The organism is Shewanella sp. GutCb (assembly GCF_002836135.1).
GTDB lineage: Bacteria > Pseudomonadota > Gammaproteobacteria > Enterobacterales > Shewanellaceae > Shewanella.
Map to the genome: position 1 here is coordinate 124,442 of NZ_PJBL01000028.1, position 23,255 is coordinate 147,696.

Genomic DNA, 23,255 nt, shown 5'->3' on the forward strand with positions numbered 1-23,255 from the left:
TACCATTGCAAAACTCGCGGTTCCAAGCAGTTTTCCCACACCAAGTACGCAAAAATGAACAGATGCTCTTAATATCGTCTAGATTACATTACGAAGGCATCCACTATTGACACGAATGCGAAATACTTCGGTTACGTTTGCCAAATGATTAATTAAGCTAAGTCTTGTTCGCACTTTTTAAATAGTCATCTCACTGAACGCTTTATGCAACCGCACAATTACGTTAGAATCCAGCCATTATTTACAATGTGTTAAATTGCGAGAGTTAATATTATGATCACACTTCATACCAACCATGGCGACATCAAGGTTTCTTTAGATACCGAAAACGCACCTAAAACAGCAGCTAACTTCGTCAAGTATGTAAAAGAAGGCTTTTACGACGGGACTGTTTTTCACCGTGTTATCGACGGATTTATGGTCCAAGGTGGCGGCTTTAGCGAAGATATGGAGCAGAAGCCTTGCGGTGAGACCATTGAAAATGAAGCAAACAATGGCCTTTCGAACAAAGTCGGTACGCTTGCTATGGCACGTACTTCAGATCCACACTCAGCAACCGCTCAGTTTTTCATCAACATCAACGACAACACTTTCTTAGATTTTAAGTCTGAGTCAGCTCAAGGTTGGGGTTACTGTGTATTTGCCGAAGTATCTGAAGGTATGGACGTGGTAAATAAGATCAAAGCGGTAAGCACTGGTAACCGTGGTATGCATCAAGATGTCCCGCTTGAAGCAGTTATCATCGAAAAAGTGACTATCGAAGAGTAAGATTAACTCGATGCGTACATTATTTGTGGGCGATTTGCACTTAAGTGCAGATCGCCCCGATATTACCCAAGCTTTTCTCACCTTCTTAGAGACTCAACTTGCCGATGCAGAAGCTTTATATATCCTGGGTGATCTGTTTGAAGTCTGGGTGGGCGATGATATTGCTGAACCATTTGCAAATCAACTCGCTGATGCAATCAAATTAGCGACACAAAAACTCCCCGTTTACTTTATTCACGGCAATCGAGATTTTTTAATTGGCAGTACATTTGCAAAACGTAGTGGCATGACGTTATTGCCTGAAGTCGTTGTCCTCAATTTGTATGGCATTAACTCCGTCATCTTGCACGGCGATAGCCTTTGCACTCTCGACAAACCTTATCAACGCTTCAGAAAATTCCGTAATATGGCGTGGACTAAATGGCTTTATGCGCATCTGCCTAAATCAAAACGGCTGGGTATTGCTGCAAAAATAAGAAGCCGTAGCCAAAGCAGTAATCAGCAAAAAAGCTATAGTATTATGGATGTAGAACCAGATGCCGTACTTGAATTACTTGATTCAACACAAACGCAGCAGATGATCCATGGCCACACTCACCGCCCTGCTATCCACTCACTCACGAATGGCAAACGTCGTATCGTCGTCGGTGATTGGTATGAGCAAGGTAGCATGTTGTGTGTTAGCCAAGACAATATCGAACTTATCGAGCTTCCTTTCGGCAAGTAGGGTTACTTGCCGGTTCATTATTTAAGCGCCTACAGCCATAACTGGTGCGCCGCTATGAAACTTAAAGTCTTCATCCGCTGACGATATAAGTTCCGCTTCAACCGTCGCAAAATGCGCAACTCTATCACCTATATCAGTCGTAGAAATAGCCTGAGCCAACTTTAAATAGTCCTGATAATGGCGCGCTTCTGAACGCAGTAAGGAGATATAGAATTTTTTAAGCTCATCATCTAAATAAGGTGCCAACTTTGCAAAACGTTCACACGAGCGGGCTTCAATGAATGCACCTACAATCAGCTTATCTATCAAGGTTGCAGGTTCGTGTGTTCTCACCTGCTTCATCATGCCTTTGGCATAGCGACCAGCTCTAACATTCTGATAGTCAATTTTGCGGCTATGCATAATCTCCAATACCTGCTCAAAGTGGTGAAATTCCTCTTTAATAAGGCGCACCATCTTCTGGATGAGATCGTCACTATGGGCAAAGTCTTTGCGGGCAACCAACTCCCCTAGTAATTCATTCTTTTTGCTCTCTTTAGACAAAAAGGCGCCAGTATCACGATCTTTGATGTAAACAAAATCTTCATAAGGCTTGGCCCAGTTCAATAATACCTGTCCACTTTGCTTATCGATGGCGTATTTACGGATCAAAAACATCGCTGTCTGCGCGGCTTTTAACTCACAGTTACAATGATCAATTAACAAGCCTTTCAGTTGCTCTGGCTTTTTCGCCTCTTCAATCCAACTATCTGGTGTTTCGCATTTTAAAAATGAGTAAATAGGTGCAAGTAACTGCTGCATGCTAAGGCTCTTTGCTCTGTTCGTTAGGCTGACTATTTTATCAGTTATTCTCTGCACAATCCTAGCTTAACACCTATGCTTAAAATGATTGGCTTGACTCTTGGTTAGTTTTGTTCAATAAATAGCCTTAGAGCTGTAAAAAGTTCGTCTGCAGTTTGGCGAGCCAATTTAATCTAAAAGTTAAATGCTAAACAAGGATAACTATAATGATATTGAATCACTTAATGGGGCTTTACACTCATCCAAAAGAAGAGTGGCAAACAATAGAAAAAAATCACGAAGCACTTAGAAGCAGTCTGAGTCACATATTAATCGTTGCACTCATTCCCGCTATTTGTACTTATTTCGCGACTTCAAAAATTGGTTGGGATCTTGGTGTTGGAGAACGTCAGTTTTTAACATCGGATAGCGCACTCATCATGTCTACAGGTATGTACTTTGGTCTCATCGCTGGCGTATTCGCACTCGCATATCTGGCTTTTTGGATGGCCAAAACCTTTGATGCCGAACCCAGTTATACCCAAGCATTAGAACTTGCCGCCTATACTGCCACCCCGTTATTCATGGTAGGTTTAGCCACCTTATATCCAACACTCTGGTTCATTATGATCGTTGGACTCGCCGGCTTAGCTTACTCGGTTTACCTGCTTTACACCGGCGTTCCCATTATAATGAATATTCCCGAAGAGAAAGGCTTTATCTATGCAAGCTCAGTGGTGACTGCAGGATTAGTACTTTTAGTCGGATTGATGGCCTCTAGCGTGATCTTATGGAGTGTGGGTTTCGGTCCAATGTATCAATAGTGCTCACGATATTATGAGACAGTCTTCTTTCTAGAAGATACAAAAAAGCCGACATAATGTCGGCTTTTTTAATCATTCAGCAAATAGGCTGAATATGACTTAAGCAAAAGTATCGCGTAAGGGTACCGTCAAATTAAAGACAAGCTTATCTTTAGCTGAATCTTTACTGTCGGCGCAGAAATAGCCTTCACGCTCAAACTGGTAAGCTTTTTCAGGTGCAGCATCAACTAAGCCAGCTTCAACCAAGCCTTGCTTAACTGTTAATGATTGTGGGTTTAGCACTTCATCAACTGACTCTGCAGCAGCAGGATTCGTGTCGATAAATAAACGCTCATATAAGCGGAACTCAGCAGGCTTGGCAGTCGACGCCTCAACCCAATGAATCACCCCTTTTACCTTACGACCGTCACTTGGGTTTTTGCCCAATGTTTCATCATCATAAGTACAGTAAATAGTGGTGATATTACCGTCAGCATCTTTATCACAACGCTCAGCTTTAATCACATAAGCATTACGTAAACGAACTTCTTTACCCTGTACTAAACGCTTGAACTTCTTGTTAGCTTCTTCACGGAAATCATCCGCGTCGATGAAAAGCTCTCGACCAAATGACAATGGACGTTTACCCATATCTTCATTGCTCGGGTGTATTGGTGCTTGAACAATCTCAATTTGGTTTTCAGGGTAGTTTTCAATCACCAATTTAACAGGATTGATAACAGCCATTGCCCGTGGAGCAAACTCATTAAGCTCTTCACGAATACAAGCGTCCAACATTGCGACTTCAATCATGTTCTCTTGCTTGGTCACACCAATGCGCTTACAGAATTCACGAATTGAAGCTGCTGTGTAACCTCTGCGTCTAAAGCCTGCAATGGTTGGCATACGAGCATCATCCCAACCAGAGACAAGATTACGTACCACAAGGTCATTGAGCTTTCGCTTAGACATCAATGTGTACTCAAGGTTTAATCTTGAGAACTCATACTGACGCGTGCGGTTTGGTGCTTGGAAATCATCAAGATGATCCAATACCCAATCATACAATCTGCGATTGTCTTGGAATTCAAGCGTACAAAGCGAGTGAGTAATATTTTCAATCGCATCCGAAATACAATGGGTAAAGTCATACATAGGGTATATGCACCACTTGTCGCCAGTCTGGTGATGATGAGCAAAACGAACACGATAAATAATGGGATCGCGCATACACATAAACGGCGACGCCATATCAATCTTGGCTCTTAGTGCACACTCACCCTCTTTGAATTCGCCGTTACGCATTTTCTCAAATAGCGCTAAGTTCTCTTCAGGTGTTGCATCACGGTAGGGGCTATTCTTACCCGGCTCTTTCAATGTGCCACGGTATTCTCGGGTTTGTTCTGCATTTAAAAAACAAACAAAAGCCAAGCCTTTAGTGATCAACTCAACAGCGTATTGATGCAACTGTTCAAAGTAATTTGAAGAATAACGAATATCGCCATCCCACTGGAAACCAAGCCACTGCACATCGGCCTGAATAGAGTTCACATAATCAATGTCCTCTTTTTCAGGGTTGGTATCGTCAAAACGTAAGTTACATTGACCTTTATAGTCTTGTGCAATACCAAAGTTTAGGCAGATAGACTTTGCGTGGCCGATATGAAGAAAACCATTAGGCTCTGGCGGAAAGCGTGTATGCACACTGGTGTGCTTACCGCTGGCAAGATCTTCATCTATGATGTTACGTATGAAGTTACTAGGACGTACTTCAGTGTCCACATGACTCATGGAATTCCTCTTTGCGAACGATGATTAATGACGAAAAAGCATAATCCTATAGATCCATATTAGGGTCAACGGTTCACGCTTAAAAACACGACTAATGGTTACAGCATAGCCATTTACAGAGCAAAAAGCAGCGAATCATCGCTGCTTTTGTTTATACATATCGAGTATACGCTAATCGCGCTATTCGGTAATCACTTTAATACCAGGAATAATTATTTGTGTTTTTCTGCCTTTCTTCTTTAGCCACACATAAAATACCACTAGTGCGATAACGAAAAAGCCAATCCACAAACTCGATTGCAATGGATGCTGAGCAAACGTAGCTCCTTGATAAAACACGGTAGCGGTACCGTAGGCTAAAGCAAACGTCCAAACTCCAGCAAATGCCGCCCATCGTCCACCGAACTCATTAACTAAGGCGCCCATAGCAGCAACACAAGGTGTATATAGAAGAATGAACAGTAAGTATGCAAATGCTGCTGTAATTCCTGAGAAACCGGCTTGTAGTGCACTAAAGGTAGAGCTATCAACTTCTAATTCTTCTGAAGCTGATTCTAATGAAGATACGTCGCCAACTGAAATAGACAGCGGATCGTCAAGTGCAATACCAAATAAGTTTTCAGGAATCGTCGTTAACGCAGCAGCAAATGTTTCAGACAGTGGAGCAAGCTCTTCGTCGCCTGCACTGCCATCTGAATAAAGACTATTCAAGGTGCCTACAACGGCTTCCTTAGCAAAAATACCGGTGATAATACCCACTGTTGCTGGCCAATTTTTTTGTTCTACGCCCATTGGCGCGAAGAACGGTGTCACTTGCTGACTGGCTACACTCAGTATTGATTCAGAACTATCTTCGTGACCAAATGTACCGTCAATACCAATGGCATTAACAAAGTTAAGTAGGGTTACAACGATAACAATCGTCTTACCTGCCCCCTTGATAAAGCTTTTGGTACGCTTACCGGTTCGAGTCATTACCGTTTTAAACTTAGGTTTTTCATAACTCGGCAACTCCATGACTACCGCACTGCTAGTGCCAGGTAATAAGGTTGAGCGTAATAGTAAACCCGTACCAATCGCGGCAAAAACACCTATCAGATAAAGCAAGAACACTAAGTTCTGTCCAGACTCTGGGAAGAACGCTGCTGCAAACAATGCATATACAGGAAGACGTGCACCACAAGACATAAACGGAGCCATCATGCCCGTTACAATACGTTCGCGTTCGCTGCCAAGTGTACGTGTTGCCATAATGGCTGGTACAGAACAACCAAAGCCCACAATCATAGGCACGAATGCACGACCCGGTAGACCAATGCGACGCATTAATCCATCAACAACAAAGGCGGCGCGAGCCATATAACCTGAGCCTTCTAGCACTGAAAGTACTAAAAAGAGTGCTGCTATCACCGGGATAAATGTCGCGACCGTTTGAATGCCTTGACCAATACCACCAGCAACAATCGTCACCAGCCAAGTTGGCGAGCCAAAACTGCTCATCAATGCGCCCAGATGATCAACAAAAATAGCGCCTGCTGTCATGTCAAAAAAGTCGATAAACGCGCTACCAACATTGATACTAAACATAAACATTAAATACATCACAAACAGGAATACTGGGATCCCTGCGATTGGATGAAGTACGACCTTATCGAGCTTGTCAGTTAATGTTTCTGCGTTGTCACTTTTCACCGAACCAGTAAAGACCTGTTCGACAAAGTTAAAGCGAGTGGTCGCCACCATAATCTCAATATCTTTACCTTGATGAGATAATGCTTGAGAGTATTGCTCTACTTCACTGGCCATCTGGCTATTCTTACATTTACCACACCCTATGCTATTGGCAAGCATCGCTAACGCGCGGCCTCGGCTCAACATTTCATCTTGTGCAAGTAAGTTAGTCACGGCTGATTCAATTTCTGTATCGTAGTCAAGCACCAAAGGCGCTTCAGAGACCTTGCCATCCAGCAAAGCAACAAACTGTTGCTTCACCTTATCAATATCTTGTTCATCACGAGAGCAGACAGCAACAACAGGGCAGCCTAACTCTTTACTCATTTGCGCAACATCAATATGAATACCGCGGCTAACTGCAGCATCTATTTTGTTTAACACAACAACTAAAGGAATACCAAGTTCACGCAGTTGAACAGTCAGATATAAATGACGTTCAATATTCGTTGCATCAACAAGGTTAATAATGCCGTCTATTGGTTGTTCAGCTAAATATTGCTGCGCGATTTGCTCATCTAGTGAACAATCACAACTATTCCCCGCAGGCAGTAGATCATAAATGCCTGGTAGGTCGGTTAGAAAAACATCGGTATCTTGTAGAGCGAATTGACCGGTTTTCTTCTCGACCGTGACACCTGACCAGTTACCAACTTGCTGGTTAGAGCCTGTAAGCGCATTAAAAAGAGTCGACTTACCCGCGTTAGGGTTACCAACAGTGACGCAGTTAAATTGCTTATCCATTCGATTTTTCAACCTCAATAATATCTGCTAAATCACGACGCATACATAATTTACTGCCTCGGATATCTAATTCTACGCCAGAGCCCATAGGTGCTCTGCGGATCAAAGAAAATCGAGTATTTGGAGTGATCCCCATCGATAGGAGTTTGCGCTTTACAACAGCAGGTAGATCAATTTGCCCTACCTGAGAAATTCTGGCGAAATCGCCTGGACTTAATTCACTTAACTTCATTGTGCATTCCACCTAATTACAGGCCTCAACTCTCTTTGAATTGGTATCGATTTTAAATGACCATTGGATTAAAAAACCTTACCTAGATCAATATTTCGAACTGTAAACGATAATAATTTTCAATTGTGTTCTCTATTATGTGACAAAACTCTCAACTAATAAACGACTGTTAACAGATAAATCGTCCACGTTTAAATCACACTAAATAATAATGGTTATTATTTACACTTCTATCAAGCAATTAGCGAACAGAACACGAACGTGATCTTGATCACGCTTTTCGACTTAGCCCTTAAAGAACAGCAACAAGAAGACTAAATCACCTTACATATGTTATGGACTTGTCACATTTTTGTTCTATTATCTTAAGTTAGTAATTTACATAAATACTAATATAACAATCCAAAAATAACGCATTGAAAGCGAATGGAATGGGAATGACATGATGAATAAGAACACAGGATGGTTCTCAAGTAAGGTAATCAACCTACTTATGCTCACGGCAGTGACATTGAGTTTTAATGTCATGTCTGCCCCATGGGATGACCAACCCCCTAAAGAGGTCGAAGCGTTATTAGACAAAAAGTTTGCCGAGGGTAAGTATTCAGCTAAAGGCGCTGACACCTGTTTAATGTGTCATCGAAAAAGTCCTAAAGTCATGGCGTTATTCGATGGCGTCCACGGCAATATCGACGTCAAAGGCTCTCCAATGGCCGACCTGCAGTGCGAAGCTTGCCATGGACCATTAGGCAAACATAACCGCGGCGGTAAAGAACCAATGATCACCTTTGGTTCCAACTCTCCTGTCCCTGCCGACAAACAAAACAGTGTTTGTATGAGCTGCCACAACGATGATGAACGTATGGCATGGAGTGGCAACCATCACGACAATGCCGACGTCAGCTGCGCCAACTGTCATCAAGTTCATACCGGACACGACCCTATTGCGGACAGAGCGACAGAAGTTGCAGTTTGTACCAGCTGCCATACCCAGCAGAAAGCGGATATGAACAAACGGTCATCTCATCCGCTTAAATGGCAACAGATGGTATGTAGCGATTGTCATAATCCACACGGCACACTCGCCGACGCCAGTCTAAAGCAGATGAGCGTTAACGAAAATTGCTACTCTTGTCATGCCGAAAAACGCGGACCTAAGTTATGGGAACACGCCCCGGTCACCGAAAATTGCGCGACTTGTCATAATCCACATGGCAGCGTGAATGAAGCCATGCTTATCAGTAAGCCACCTATGTTATGCCAGCAATGCCACGCCTCTGTTGGCCATACTTCAAATGCTGTGTTCGGTGGTAACCCCAATGCATTTAATGCCGGTCAGAGTTGTATGAACTGCCATTCTCAAGTGCATGGTTCTAATCATCCATCTGGCAAGCTGCTGCAGCGCTAACAAGGAGTGGCAACCATGAAAAATTTACCGTTCCATATTAACAAGCCTCTACAACTATCTCTGATAGCGTTAGCAATAAGCGCCTCCATCGCACCAGCGCTTGCTGATGGCTATGGATTACAAAGTGCAAATCGTGATAATGCAAAAGTTGAAAAATGGCAATGCAAACGCTGCGTAACATCATCAGGCTTTAGTGGCAGTGTTGGCGTTGGCGCCGCTTATAATGATGCCAGTGATATCCATTTTGGCAATACTAGCGGCACTGACACCGATGGTGCGGTTGGTCATCTTGAGGCCGATGTTAACTACACATCAGCAACGGGTTATCAAACTCTAATCGAAGCAGACAAACTGGGTTATGACACTGGTAGCGCAAAAATTGAAACCGGCCGTCCCGGACAATATCAAATTGCGCTCGGTTATCGAGGATTAGCCAATTACGATACCAATGCAGCACTAAGCCCTTATCGAAACAGTGGCGATCAACTCGTTCTGCCCGATAGTTGGCAAACAGGGGCAACCACAGGGCAAATGCCAACGTTAGACAATGATGTCACCGAGACCACGCTCAAAACTCAGCGCGATCGGTTTTTACTCGAAGCTGACTATAAAGGTAGCTTCTATAAAGCCGATATCAATTATCAACATGAAAAACGCCAAGGCAAACGTGCCTACTCCGGCAACCTATTAACTAATAGTGCCATGTTGGCACAGCCGATTGATGACACTACCGATGAATTAGCGGCCAAAATCTACTTTAATGGCAAAGGTTGGCTCGTCGGTATTGATTCCTCTTTCAGCCAATATAAAAATGATCATCAAGCCATTAGTTGGAACTCGGCATTCACCCCGACCTTTGGCGCGGCCTATGAAGGCCAAAGTGCAGCCTCCCCTGACAACAAAGCCTATCGTGTTGGAGCAAACGCACAACTCAGCGGCAATGGTCATCAAGTATTAATGAATTTAAGTGTTGCCAGCTTTACCCAAGACCAAGCATTTCTCCCCGCGACGATTAACGGGCCATCACCTGTCCTGCCCACTAGCAATCTAGATGGACAAGTTGATACCACCGACATGAAGTTAAAGTACTCAGGGCGACTAGCACGTGGATTGAGCGTGCGAGCGCGTTACGACTATTCCGATAGAGATAATAAGACTTCGCTCAATCCTTATCCTCAAGTTATCACTGATAGCTACTATGCAGGTACCGCAGTAAACCCAGAATATGACAGAACCAAACAATTAGTCGATGTCGGCGCCAAATACCGATTTAGCCGCAGTATCTATATTGATGGTGGATATCGTTATGATCATAACGACTACAGTGACTTAGATAGAGATTCATTACAGCAAAACACCCTGTATGCAAAACTCAACTACCGTGTTTCACCCGCGTGGTCAGCTTGGATAAAAGCCACTGCAAGCGATAGAACCGGCAGCGCCTATAACGCCGTTACCACCACATCAAGCCCCAGTAATCCTTATTTAAGAAAGTCCTATCTTGCCGATAGAGAGCGCCAAGAATATAAGCTAAATGTGGCCTACAGTGGCTCAGAAGACTTTTCTGCCAGCGCTAACGTTCATGCCAACTTTGATGACTATGATGATACCCAAGTTGGATTGACGAGTGTTGATATTCAAGGCTATGACATTTCAGCCAGTTATAGGGTAAATGAGGACTTCAACATTAATGCCTACCTCAATCAAGACTGGCGTGACAGTGAACAAGCTGGCAGCACTAACTTTGGCTTACCCAATTGGTACACAAACACCGATGAACAGTCAACGCTCGTTGGGGCAGGCTTAGACTACCAAAACCTATTCGATAGCAAACTCAACTTGGGCTTAGATTACTCTTACTCTGATGGCCAAAGTGATACCGATGTTATTCAAGGGCTCACCTCGCCATATGGCGATTACTTTGCCGAAAAACACAACGTCAATGCCTTTGCTAAATATCAGTTAGCAGAAAAAATGGCATTACGCTTCGACTGGATCTTTGAAAACTACAAAGATTCAGACTGGCTTAACCAAGGACTAGCCGTTGATTCAATTCCCAACGTGCTGATTTTTGGCGACTTAAACCACGATTATAACGCTCACTATTTTGGCCTAACATTTAGTTATCAAATGTAGTTTTGTCATTTAAAGGATTTCAAGGAAAGAAAAATGAAACTGATCACCCAATCAAGACTTCATAAAAGTATTCCTCTAGGTCTAATCGCCATATTAGCGGGTTGCGGCGGCGATGATGGCAATTCTGGCAACCCTGGAGAACCCGGCGGGCCACCAGCAACAGAAATAACCGCGCTTAGCATCGCAGTCAGTGACGTTGCTTTCGATGCTGGTATTGCGACGATTAACTACCGCATCACCAACGAGCAAGATGAACCTGTCGTCGGTATTCCGTCTGCGACCTATATAGCTGCTCAGTTGCTACCCATGGGCTATACCAATGCAGGCAATGCCAGCCAGTGGCAATATTTTACGTCAGAGTCTTGCTCCAATGTTTGTGACGGCGAATTTATCGACCATAAAAATGGGCAATATAGCTACACTTTTAGTGGTGCATTTGACGGCATGAATGACATTAGCTTTATGTCTGGTGCTACTCAGCGAGTGGTCATCAAAGTGGGCGGCGATGCTTTACCCGATGGCACCGCTTTGCCTATCACTAACCAACATCACGATTGGCAAGACAAAGGCAGTGAACCCGCTTATACCCGTAACCTCATTGAAATGGACACGTGTAATAGTTGCCACAATGATTTGGCTTTTCATGGCAGTAAATACAATGAAGTGGAAACCTGTGTGACTTGCCATAATCTAGATAAAGTCAGCAATCCTGACAATGTATTTGCCCCCATGGTTCACGGCAAGCATTTAGTCGGTTTCCCAGCGTCACTGGCTAACTGTCAAACTTGCCACGCTGCTGATGAAACGTTAACCGAAAACATGAACTGGGCTCGCGTGCCCACTATGGAGGCTTGCGGCAGTTGCCATACCAATATTGACTTCCCTGCGGGCCAAGGTCACCCAACCCAGCAAGACAATAGTAATTGTGTCGCTTGTCATAATTCAGAATGGACCATGAGTGCCCATAGTCAAGCTGATACCGATGCTGTTCTTGGCCAATTTAATGTGGAAATCGTTAGTGCAGTATTAACAGACACTACCGTTGAGTTAGCGGTAAGGCTTTCTAACCCTGCAACCAACGAAGTTTACACAGAAAGTGCCGATAAGCTTAATTTTGTCAATGACCTACGGATTTATGCCAACTGGGGAGTGAGTGTCGATTACACCACCCGCAGTGCCCGTTCAATCAAACTGCAGGACACGGCGCCTATCTCTGGTAGTGATGGATTATATACTTATCAAATCAGCGGACTCACCGTCCCTAGTGAATTAACCGCAGACAAAGGCACATTGGCCATTCAAGGTAAGCTCTGCAGCGATGACGACACGTTGGCAAGTTGTGCTGAAACAGACAACACCACCAACCTCAAGTCGAGCCATCAGTTCTTTAGTGCTACAGCACTGAGTGATACTGGACGCCGAGTCGTTGTAACCAACGAAACCTGTGGCAGCTGCCATGGCGATCAGCAGCTGAACTACCACGGTTCACGAAACGATCTTGAAGGACAGTGCCAAGTTTGTCACAACCGTAATATGCAAGCTGAAGCCAGTGCTGATAATCCTGCCGCATCAACTGCAGATTATAAGCATTTAGTACATACGCTGCATGCGGGTTCACGTGAAAGCTATCCTGATATTAACTACCCTGGCAATATCGGAAATTGTGCTCAGTGCCACACTGAAGATGACGCTGGCGTGCTGACGGCCGCATTGCCGCTTGATAGTGCAGTGCAGCCATTAGCATTTGATGATGGCAGCTTTACCAGTCCGACAGCTGCAATATGCAGTGCTTGTCATACTAGCGATACCTCAATGTCCCATATGGCTCAGCAAGGTGCCGTCTTTAAAGGCACTGAAGCAGACGCTAGCGCTGGGACCGAAAGTTGCGCGACATGTCATGGCCAAGGCGCCACCTACGATGTGCTTGCAGTGCACCCCATAAAATAAAAATTATAAGCCTAACAACTCAGGTTGCTAGGCTTTAACTGATTTATGATGAATAAATAATGGAACGCAAAATTATGGATATCAAAACTAGAAGCTCAAAACTCAGTTTGATTGCACTCGCTAGTACAGCTTTGTTGTTTGGTTGTAGTGATGGCAATGACGGTGCCGATGGTGAAGATGGCGTTATTGGCGTCAATATTGAAAACACCTCTACTGTAATGGCTGAATTTACCAGTGCCACTGTTGAAGAAGGCGCTGTGACTGTAAGTTTTAACCTAGAGAATGCCAATGGTGTCGCCGTGCTCGGGCTAACAAAGGATTACGATCTCAGGTTTGGTATTGCGCAGCTTGCCCAAGTGAGCGAAACCCTCGGCGAAGTAGAGTATAACCGTGGCTATCAATGGCAATCCTATATCAATGTGTTAAAAGAACCTGGTGACCTACCGGATGATACATCAGGGCTAATACCATCAGCCCAATATCAAGCTAATGTAGAAGCGGCAAGTAGTTGTGAAGACTGCTTTGTCGACAATGGTGATGGTAGCTATAGCTATAGTTTCATGCAAAATATTAGCAATGTAACAGAGCCACTCGCCGTTACTTATGGAGAAGACAATACTCACAGGGCCACATTGGAGCTTAAACTGCCCCAAGCAACGGCTAATGCACATCATGATTGGCAGCCCTCCTCTGGTGAAACCACAGGTATTCAAACTAGAAATGTGGTTAACATTACAGCATGCTATACGTGTCACCAACCTGAAAGCCTCGAACTACATGGCGGCAGAAGAGTTGACTTAGAAAATTGTGCCAGTTGTCATACCGCAACCAGTGGTGATCCAGAAAGTGGCAACAGTGTTGAGTTCACCTATATGATCCACGCGATTCATAAAGGACAAGATAGGGAGACAAGCACTCCAGATGGGCTCGTTCCCGCCCCTTATAAAATCGTCGGCTACGGCGGTAGCTTACATGACTACGGTAAAGTCATGTTCCCACAAAAACCGGCAGCCAATTGTGCCTCGTGTCATGTGGAAGGCGATGGTGCGCCCGCTAATGCAGACTTATTTAAAGCTGATCTGAGTAACAATGCTTGCGTAGCGTGTCATACAGAAAAACCCTCACAATCTCACTCAAGTACCAACTGCGTATCTTGTCACAACGCAACAGATACCTATCCTGGCACTGGCAGTGCAGAGAAACGTCATGGCGATGTATTAAAAGCCTACTCGGATGCAGAAGCTATGGGGGTGACGTTCAGTAATATAGGCCTAGATACTGCTGGTAAACTGATGTTTGATGTCCAGATTACCGATGCGACTGGCGCAGCGGTTGCTGGCGAGTTTATTAATCAAGGTACCCGTGTGGTGGTTGCTTGGGACAGTGATAAAGACTTCCCAGCTTATGCAGATGCATCATACAGCAAGCGACGTTTTAAGCTCCAAGATGGTAGCTACGATGCCACAACGATGACCTTTAGCATTGTTGCGAGCACCTTTGATATGCCTACCAATCCCGATGGCAAAACCTTTGAGCTATGGTCAGCAGTTGAAGTCTGCTTTAACAATGGCGGTTACGCCGTGGCTGAAGTGGTAATGACAGCTTGTTCAGATAAGACACGTTCTGTAGCCGTTAAAGAGCCGCCATACCACTTTGTTTGGTCAGGATCTGGCATTGATGGAGACGCCCAAGCTGCGATGCGTCGTTCTATCGTTGACACTGCAAAGTGCCAGAGCTGTCACAATCAAGAAAATCATCATTATAACAATGGTTATAACTGTCAGACATGCCACACCTCAGACAAGACCACCAAAGGGGATGATAGCTTCCCTGGAGGCATGAAGCCGACCAGCTTTGCCTATAAAGCCCACGAAGCAGAGGGACATTATCTTAAATATGCGGGTGTACAATCTGGTACCGTTCTCAAAACAGACTGCTCAACCTGCCACACCGATGATGGCATCCAGCTAGGTCGAGCAACCGATCGTGTATGGCGTTATGGCGACACTACGACCGGAGTCGATATTTGGGTATCATCTGATGCTGGAGCTTGTTTAAGTTGTCATCAGAAGTACCTAAGTGATTCAGGCGCAAGTCATATCACCTCTAATGGCGGAATTTTAGATGGTATGGATGCCGATGACGTTAGAACTCGCTCAGCAGAAGCGTGTGCGACTTGCCATAATCCAAGTCAACTGCTTGAAGTTCACGGCAACTAATATGTTGATCATCTAGCAATTAAAAAAGGAGGCTTAAAGCCTCCTTTTTTACTCTCAGATAGTCTTAAGCACGTATTGAGTCATTGGTTTCCGTGATGTTTTGCGATAAGTATCATCACTCAATTGCCTATCCACCTAGGATGGTGTTAATAAGACAGTTCAAGACACTTACCCATCACGAGGAGCTAACGTATCACATACAAGTTAACGCCGAATGTAACTGCAACGTTAAAATTACGAACTAAAGATCGCCATAAAAATTGATTTAAATCAACAACTATCGTGAAACCATCTTCAACCTTCAGCTAAAATTAAGCTTTGGCGAGCCAAGCTTAACCCATTATTAATCCTCTGCCCTGCAACGCCACAACTACCTGTTAAATAACAACTTAAAAAACAATTAACATTTTATAACGACTAAAAGATATACCTCACATTTAGCTGTATTGATTTATAGCGAGCTACCTCTTTTGGGTAAGATCAAGGTGAGGAAGCCCCTCACGCTTAAGAGGTAAAAAACCTCACAGCAGATAAAACCTATGCAGGGAATAAAATGATGATAAATCGGTATAAATTAGCAGCAACTGTGAAATCAGCAATCGGCATTAGCGCACTCTCTTTTGCGCTTGCGGGTTGTGGCAGTGATGGTGAAAATGGTGAAGATGGCAATAATGGTGAGATTGCATTGCACATTAACGATGTAACCGCAGTTAAAACCCAAGTTGAACTTGCCAGCTACGATGAAGCAAACTCCACCCTTACAATAGAGTTTAACTTTACTAACCTAAACGGCGTTGCCGTTACCGGACTAGAGGAGCTAACCGATCCATTCCGCGTTAGCTTTGGTCGTATGGGAACGCGAGCAGAAGCATTTTTGCCTTACGAGATCACCGATTCAGAAGGCAATAGCAGCACTGTAGATTCACGTGCCGATGGTGAACGTGAAATTTGGCTGTCATATCGTAACAAGCAAAATGACACATTGGTCACTGGAACAGATAACTGGCGCCCGAACCGTAATTGCCAAGAAGGACTAGAATGTCTTGAGTATCTTGGTAGTGGTAAGTACCGCATTACAGCGCCCGATATCATTGATACCAAGAGCCTAGATTACGGTTACGATGCCACTCAGGTTCAAGGTGTATACCTAATGACCTATGGCGCTGGTGCCAATAAGGTTAAGCATGTTGAGTCATACTACTGGGAGCCAGCGACAGAGCAATCGGTTAGCTCACCTAAGTTAGTACTAGAAAGCCAAACGTGTACCAGCTGCCATGTTGGCGAAGACCACATCCGTCATGGTAACTATGGCAATACGGCCGATGGTTGCCTGTTCTGCCACACTGACTACACTCAGTATTCTGGTGCAGGCACAGATGAAGAAGGTAATGAAGTTAACTTCACCGTCGATGGATCCATTAAAGGACTGGTTCACGCTATTCATACTGGTGCGACAGAAAGTGATCGTCGTGCATTAGGTAAGTTTGACACTGTCATTGGAAACGCCGCTAAAAACCCTGTTTTTGGCTATAAATATGACCGGACTACACAAGTTGATGAGGAAGGCAATCCGTTAAAGCCAATCAACTACCCTGCCGCTACCGCCAACTGCGAAAGCTGCCATGTGCAGTACACTGAAACAGCAGAAACACTGCCTGAAAATGTAACGGTGCACGCGCTAGATTGGTTTAAAGATATGGATGCCGATAGCTGTCAAAGCTGTCACGGCGATTACCACTACGGTGGCCGTACTACAACTGATGACAGTGGCACCGCATATATCGGTTGTGTCGATTGCCATACCTCAAACGATGGTAACACTCGCGGTGGCGCCTTCCGTCACTTCGCCGGACACGACAAAGAAAGTCGTGAATCTGCAATTGAAGCCGGTAAGCTCATAGAAACAAGCTACAGCAATATTGTGTGGAATACAGAGGTGGCAGAGCTTAGCTTCACCGTCAACTTAATGATGGGTGAAGAAGTTGTTAGCGCTAGTTACGTACCTAGACTGACGATTTATGCCAATGCTGTTGATGCTGTTAAGCCGGACGCTTTTTTAGCATCACGCGCTAGCAGTACTGTAACTGCAAATGACGATGGTAGTTTTAATGTTGTCGTTGATGCAACACCTGCTGGCTATACGTTACCAGCATTAGCTAAGGCGATTGACAATGGCGCAGACTTAGCGCTATCAGCAAGCTTCAGTGCCTGCTTCAAGAATAAAGCGTCAACCTTGGTTGAACTCGATTCTGAGGGCAACTGCAGTGGGATCCTTAGCGCCAATGCAGCAACAACTGAGTTCTTAAAGCTTGATGGTACTGCAGGGGTCGAACGTGCAAGTGCGGTAAATTATGACAACTGCGCAAGCTGTCACAACAATGACATGGTCGTTCGAAAAGGCGCTAGTCACTACCGAAACGCAGACCTTCACACTTGTGCACAGTGTCATGAAGCGGGTGATTACAATAGCATGATCGTCCGAGTTCACGGTACATTCGGTAAAGCTCATGGTCGTGAAGATGTCCAGTCTTTAGTCGATACTAAAACCTGTACCGCATGTCACGATAATAGCGATTACAGCTTAGAGAATGCACGTTCAACACCAATGCGCTGGAACCGTAAAGACGAAACTTTCTCTAGCCCACAAGCTGGGGTTTGTGCATCGTGTCACGTATCTAGTAGCTACGATATCGGTGGCGGTAAAGATTCAGCCAAATCACACATCGAGGGGATGGGTGGCGTAGTAGCTGGCACTTATACTGAAGCGATGCTGAATAGCGAATCATGTCTAACATGTCATAATGCAGAAAAGGTCGCAGAGAACCACATGCTTAAATAATTTAAGTATGTTGACACCGACTAACACTCTCAAAAAGTGGTAGAAGGTACTACAAATACAAAGGATGAGGAACTCGCTTTCTCATCCTTTTTTTATTTTTAAGCTACTATTTTGCTCCTATTAAAAATCCACCTCAGTAACACTTTATTTATTTGGTGACAGCGACTTAAATACTGTTACTACATCCAACACCAAACCAACAGAGCATCAACATTCCGCCTTTTTAGGTCGCCTCATTCTTAATCAAAAATTAAAATAGTCCTAAAAACGCACTTTTTTGTATACCCCTAAAGAAATAGTCAGATCTTAATCACATAAAGCGGCTAAAACACCTGCTAAAAACCTCCCTCTTCGTTAGCCTTAGAGATGGAAATAAAATTCCGCACACTAATTGTGGGTTAATGAGATTTGTTCTCAACTTATATCCATTTTGGTGATGATTAAAAAACTATTGCAGGGACAAAAAATGATGAAATTGTTTAACTTAAGCGCAGCTTCAAAAGCGCTACTAACAGCCGGAGTGCTTTCACTAGCAGTGTCAGGTTGTGGTGGCGATGATGGTAAGAAAGGCGAAGACGGCGAAAATGGTGTTGTTGGTGTTAATATCGACGCAGCAAAAAGCGTAAATGCCATATTCACTAATGCAACCGTAGAGACTGGCGCGGTAACTGTTGAATTCACACTTGAAAATGACAACGGTGTCGCGGTTCTTGGTTTGACCAAAGATCACGACTTACGTTTCGGTATTGCGCAACTTTCTCATGTCACCGAGACAATGGGTGACACACAGGCCGATAGAGGCTATCAATGGCAAGCCTATATCAATTCTGAAAAAGCTCCCAATCCAGACTGGGTTCCTGAAGGTGAGTCAGATATCACCCCGTCTATACAGTTCCAGGCTAACGTAGAAAAAGCTGGCGACTGTGATACCTGTTTCGTCGATAACAAAGATGGTACCTACACATACACTTTCCAACAAAATATTGGCAATGTTGCTGAACCAGTAGAAGTCATTTACGACGCTGACAATACTCAGCGTGCCACTATCGAACTTGATCTTCCAAACTTTGCAGCAAATGCTAATTACGACTGGCAGCCATCAACCGGCATGACTGATGGGATTCAAACTCGTAATGTTGTTTCAATTGAGACCTGTTACACCTGTCACCAGCCTGAAAGTCTAGAACTTCATGGCGGCCGTCGTACCGATCTAGAAAACTGTGCATCTTGTCATACTGCAACTTCAGGCGATCCTGAAAGTGGCAACAGTGTTGACTTCACCTATATGATCCATGCGATTCATAAGGGAAGTGACAGAATGACCAGCACGCCAGACGGCCCGGTTGCTGCTCCATATAAGGTTATCGGATATGGCGGCGGTGTTCATGATTACGGCAAGGTTATGTTCCCTCAAAAGCCTGCTGCTGATTGTAGTTCTTGCCACGTTGAAGGTGAAAACGCACCAGCAAATGCTGATTTGTTTAAAGCAGATTTAAGTAATACAGCTTGTATCGGTTGTCATACAGAAAAACCTTCTCAAAATCACAGCAGCACAAACTGTGTTTCTTGTCATAATTCTACCGACACCTATGGTGGAACTGGCAGCGCTGAAAAGCGTCATGGTGATGTACTAAAAGCCTACAACGATGCTAAAGCAATGAGCGTTGATTTTAGTAACATAGGCTTAACCGATGAAGGAAAGTTCAGCTACGACGTTCAGATTCTGGATGCCGATGGCGCAGCTATTGCTGGAGAATTCATTAATCAAAACAATCGAGTCGTTGTGGCTTGGGATAGCGATAAAGATTTCCCAGCATACAAAGATGCATCATACTCAGAGCGTCGCACAAAGCTTAAAGATGGTAGCTATGATGCGAGTACTAAAACCTTCACTATCGTAAGTGAAGGTTTCGATATGCCAGTCGATGCGACAGGTAAGACATTTGAGCTTTGGTCAACGATAGAAGTTTGCTTTAACAAAGGCGGCTACGGCGTTGCTGAAGTAGTAATGACTGAGTGTTCTGATAAGACTCGCTCTATCCCAGTTAAAGATGCACCTTATCACTTCGTCTGGTCTGGTACTGGTGAAGCAACCGATGCTGAAGCTATGATGCGTCGTGATATTATCGATGCCACTAAGTGTCAAGGTTGTCATAACCAAAAAATTATCCATAATGACAATGGTGTTAACTGCCAAACTTGCCACACCTCTGATCAGTCACTTAGAGAAACGGTTAAAAAGTCTGGTATATTCGACAGAGCGACTAGTTTTGCTTATAAAGCACACCATGAAGCCGGCCATGATATGAATGGTAAATGGGGTAGTGGTTTGCAGTCTGGTACTGTGATGAAGACAGATTGCTTGACTTGCCACACTGCTGAAGATAGCAAAAATAAAATCGAAAATGGAATTACCTTAGGCCGTGCTCCTGAACGTGTTTGGAACTATCCAAATCTTGACACAAAAGAAGAAGCTGGCATCTGGGTTTCATCTGACGCGGGTGCATGTTTAAGTTGTCATCAAGCTCATTTAAGCGATGCGGGCAAATCTCATATCGAAACAAACGGTGGTATCTTGGATGGTACAGATTCCGCTGATGTTCTTGGTAGAGCAAAAGAAGCTTGTGCTACATGTCACTCTCCAGAGCAAATTATGGAGCTACACGGTAACTAGTTTTTATCGATAAGTAGTCACACTGAAATACCACTAAAAAGGGAGGCTTAGCCTCCCTTTTTTAATGAGAGTCATTCTCACATCATCAATACTCATTTTATTACATATTTCGGATATTTATCGCGCATTTATTGATATTGATTCGGCTTTAGCAACCCTCACCAATACCTCTTTAGAAATAGAAAGATCCACGTCACACATTGGCACCTGCTATGCAGATTTTCGCCTTGCATTACGTTAGCCTTTCATTGGGGAATCTTATTTCCAGCATTGACTTAAACGGCAATTAAAAAATTACAGTCGGTCTACATAATCGGACCACACGTTTAGGCAGTGCCAAAACCTATGCAGGGAAAAAATGATGAACGTAAATAAATCTAAAATTGCGCTGCTCCTAGCAGCAAGCGCTGTATCAATGGCCTTAACCGGCTGTGGCGGCGACGATGGCACTGACGGTAATCCTGGCAACCCAGGTGGCCCAGCAGCTGACTACATCAACACACTAAATCTTAAAGTCACCGACGTGACTTATAATGACGGTGTGCCAACAATCAATGTCTTCGCAACCAATGAAGAAGACATACCCGTTGTTGGTCTAACAGCTTTTGAAGTTAAAGCTGTTGCACAGCTTCTACCTCAAGGTTCAACTGGAGCAGGTGATAACGCCCAGTGGCAGAAGATTGGTTCAAACAAAGAGTTTACCGATAATAAAGACGGTACATATAGTTTCACCATTCCTGTTGAAGGTTATAACTCAGCGCTAACGCAACGCTACAACGTCATCGCAAGTGCCTCGACACTCGCTGATGGTGTGACCAGTGTGCCACGTACTGAGCTATCTCAAGATTTCTCTGGTGACGGCTACGCAGCTCTTTACACTAAAAACATTGTTTCAACTGAAACTTGTAATACCTGCCATGCTGTTGGTGAGAAAATTTATCACGGCTACACCTCAGTAGAAACCTGTACCTCGTGTCATACTCCTGGGTTGGCTGACAGTAAAGGCAAGCCAGAGGTTGACTTTGATCATCTTATTCACAATGTTCATAACTCAGCTAAAGGCTGGAAGGCTGACAGAACTACTGGTGACTTTACTAAAGACGCAGTAAAAGCTCAGAGTATCGTTCAAGACAACTGTCAAACTTGCCACGTTGAACCAGAAGCTGACAGCGGTGAGCTAACGGAATGGGGCAACTGGTCACGTATTCCTACAATGGAAACTTGTACTAGCTGTCACACAGGTATCGATTTTGTCGCAGGTAAAGGTCACTCACAACAGGCTGACAACTCAAACTGTGTTGCTTGTCATAGTGCCAGCTGGACAGCTGAACTACACACTAGCGGCTTCAGTGACACTAAAGCGCTAATCGACACTTACGGCATCAACGTTGCGTCTACAATTGATAGCACAACTCAAGCGGCAACAATTAGTATTCAAGTTGTTGACTCTAGTGGCGCTGAAGTTGATATCAGCACCATCCTGCCAATGGTGCAGCGTTTTGAAGTTATCACTAACGTCGGTCCAAACAACGTAACCCTAGGTTACGGTGGCAAAGACTCTATCAATGCGATTAAGAACGGTGTTGTTGATACTAATGCCGCTATCGAAGATGGTAAGTTAGTCTACTCAACAACTAAAGACCTTAAGCTTGGCGCTGTTGGCGCTGACGACGAAACAGCCTTCACCTTTGTTGGTTGGGCTATGTGTTCTGCTGACGGCGAATTTGTTAAATGTGATGATCCTGATTTCGATGGTAATGACACTGACAAATACACAGGTATGAAAGCCGATCTTGCTTTCGCTACCCTTTCTGGTGAAGCGCCAAGTATGCGTCACGTTGACTCTGTTAACTTTAGCGCATGTGCAACATGTCATAGTGCTGAGTTCCAAGTCCACAAAGGTGGTCACCATGCTGGTTTCGTTATGTCAGAGCAACTTTCTCATAGCAAAGATGCTAACGACCAACCGATCATCGGTGTAGATGCTTGTGCAGCTTGCCACACTCCAGACGGTACCTATGCTGGCGGTGTAAACATGGGTGCATTGGAGACTAAACTCCATAAGACTCACAGCCAAGGTGATTACGCGGTAATCCCAGGAATGAACTGTGACCAGTGTCATAACGATTTCAACCGTGATGCCTTTAAGAAAAAAGGCGCGATTGCAACTGCTGGTGGTCAATACACTACGCCTATCGCGGCAACTTGTGCTTCTTGCCACAGCTACAACATGGACAAGTTCAAGACACACGTTGAAGGTCAAGGTGCATTAGTCAACGTATCTAAAGAGGAAGCGACGAACGCTGCTCAACTAGAAACGTGTTTCTACTGCCATGCGCCAACTCCAGCGGATCACACTGCGGTTAAGATGTAATTTGTACACCACTTAAAACAACTTTGAAAATTAAAAAGTGTTGAAATCGGGGGGGAGTCCTCTCCCCCACTTTCACTAAGTT

At 44.3% G+C, this 23,255-nt stretch carries 14 protein-coding genes; 10 read left to right on the plus strand and 4 right to left on the minus strand.

Translation table 11 applies throughout. The features are described from left to right. Positions 1-273: 273 nt before the first annotated feature. Both CXF86_RS17660 and CXF86_RS17665 read left to right on the plus strand, forming a co-directional pair. On the plus strand, positions 274-768 hold the full coding sequence (locus CXF86_RS17660) for a peptidylprolyl isomerase (RefSeq protein WP_101093600.1): 495 nt from the start codon (positions 274-276) through the stop codon (positions 766-768). Between the two features lie 10 nt (positions 769-778). Further along, complete coding sequence (locus tag CXF86_RS17665) at positions 779-1,495, plus strand: UDP-2,3-diacylglucosamine diphosphatase (RefSeq protein WP_101093601.1); 717 nt, start codon at positions 779-781, stop codon at positions 1,493-1,495. Between the two features lie 21 nt (positions 1,496-1,516). Here CXF86_RS17665 and miaE read toward each other — a convergent pair whose 3' ends face one another. After that, entirely contained in the window at positions 1,517-2,296 is a 780-nt protein-coding gene (gene miaE, locus CXF86_RS17670; RefSeq protein ID WP_101093602.1) for a tRNA isopentenyl-2-thiomethyl-A-37 hydroxylase MiaE, read from the minus strand. Between the two features lie 206 nt (positions 2,297-2,502). Between miaE and CXF86_RS17675 the strand changes: the two genes are divergently transcribed. Then, positions 2,503-3,099, plus strand: coding sequence for a Yip1 family protein (locus CXF86_RS17675; protein ID WP_101093603.1), 597 nt, complete (start codon positions 2,503-2,505; stop codon positions 3,097-3,099). Positions 3,100-3,198: 99 nt separating this feature from the next. Here the strand turns inward: CXF86_RS17675 and glnS are convergent, their stop codons facing one another. The 3 genes from glnS to CXF86_RS17690 all read right to left on the minus strand — a co-directional run bounded on the left by glnS (position 3,199) and on the right by CXF86_RS17690 (position 7,576). Further along, positions 3,199-4,869 (minus strand): glutamine--tRNA ligase, encoded by a 1,671-nt coding sequence (gene glnS, locus CXF86_RS17680; protein ID WP_101093604.1) that lies wholly within the window; start codon positions 4,867-4,869, stop codon positions 3,199-3,201. 180 nt (positions 4,870-5,049) lie between these two features. Further along, positions 5,050-7,344, minus strand: a complete 2,295-nt coding sequence (feoB, locus tag CXF86_RS17685) for a Fe(2+) transporter permease subunit FeoB (RefSeq protein ID WP_101093605.1) — start codon at positions 7,342-7,344, stop codon at positions 5,050-5,052. Next, positions 7,337-7,576, minus strand: coding sequence for a FeoA family protein (locus CXF86_RS17690; RefSeq protein ID WP_101093606.1), 240 nt, complete (start codon positions 7,574-7,576; stop codon positions 7,337-7,339). The genes feoB and CXF86_RS17690 overlap by 8 nt, the downstream gene beginning before the upstream one ends. A gap of 493 nt (positions 7,577-8,069) precedes the next feature. On the opposite strand from CXF86_RS17690, the gene CXF86_RS17695 reads away from it, so the two are divergent. From CXF86_RS17695 to CXF86_RS17725, 7 genes are all read left to right on the plus strand, one after another. Beyond that, the gene (locus tag CXF86_RS17695) at positions 8,070-8,984 is read left to right on the plus strand and encodes a DmsE family decaheme c-type cytochrome (protein WP_232775199.1); all 915 of its coding nucleotides are present in this window, start codon (positions 8,070-8,072) and stop codon (positions 8,982-8,984) included. Between the two features lie 15 nt (positions 8,985-8,999). Continuing rightward, positions 9,000-11,120: an MtrB/PioB family decaheme-associated outer membrane protein gene (locus tag CXF86_RS17700; protein WP_102039650.1), complete on the plus strand. Its 2,121-nt coding sequence runs from the start codon at positions 9,000-9,002 to the stop codon at positions 11,118-11,120. 33 nt (positions 11,121-11,153) lie between these two features. Continuing rightward, complete coding sequence (locus tag CXF86_RS17705; RefSeq protein ID WP_102039651.1) at positions 11,154-13,067, plus strand: OmcA/MtrC family decaheme c-type cytochrome; 1,914 nt, start codon at positions 11,154-11,156, stop codon at positions 13,065-13,067. Positions 13,068-13,126: 59 nt separating this feature from the next. Beyond that, a complete protein-coding gene (locus tag CXF86_RS17710; protein WP_101093609.1) occupies positions 13,127-15,286 on the plus strand; it encodes an OmcA/MtrC family decaheme c-type cytochrome in 2,160 nt (719 codons plus the stop codon). Positions 15,287-15,872: 586 nt separating this feature from the next. Then, entirely contained in the window at positions 15,873-18,125 is a 2,253-nt protein-coding gene (locus CXF86_RS17715; RefSeq protein WP_157822950.1) for a multiheme c-type cytochrome, read from the plus strand. A gap of 466 nt (positions 18,126-18,591) precedes the next feature. Then, on the plus strand, positions 18,592-20,799 hold the full coding sequence (locus CXF86_RS17720; protein ID WP_102039663.1) for an OmcA/MtrC family decaheme c-type cytochrome: 2,208 nt from the start codon (positions 18,592-18,594) through the stop codon (positions 20,797-20,799). A 358-nt stretch (positions 20,800-21,157) separates the two neighbouring features. Further along, on the plus strand, positions 21,158-23,173 hold the full coding sequence (locus CXF86_RS17725; protein WP_102039653.1) for an OmcA/MtrC family decaheme c-type cytochrome: 2,016 nt from the start codon (positions 21,158-21,160) through the stop codon (positions 23,171-23,173). Positions 23,174-23,255: the final 82 nt, after the last annotated feature.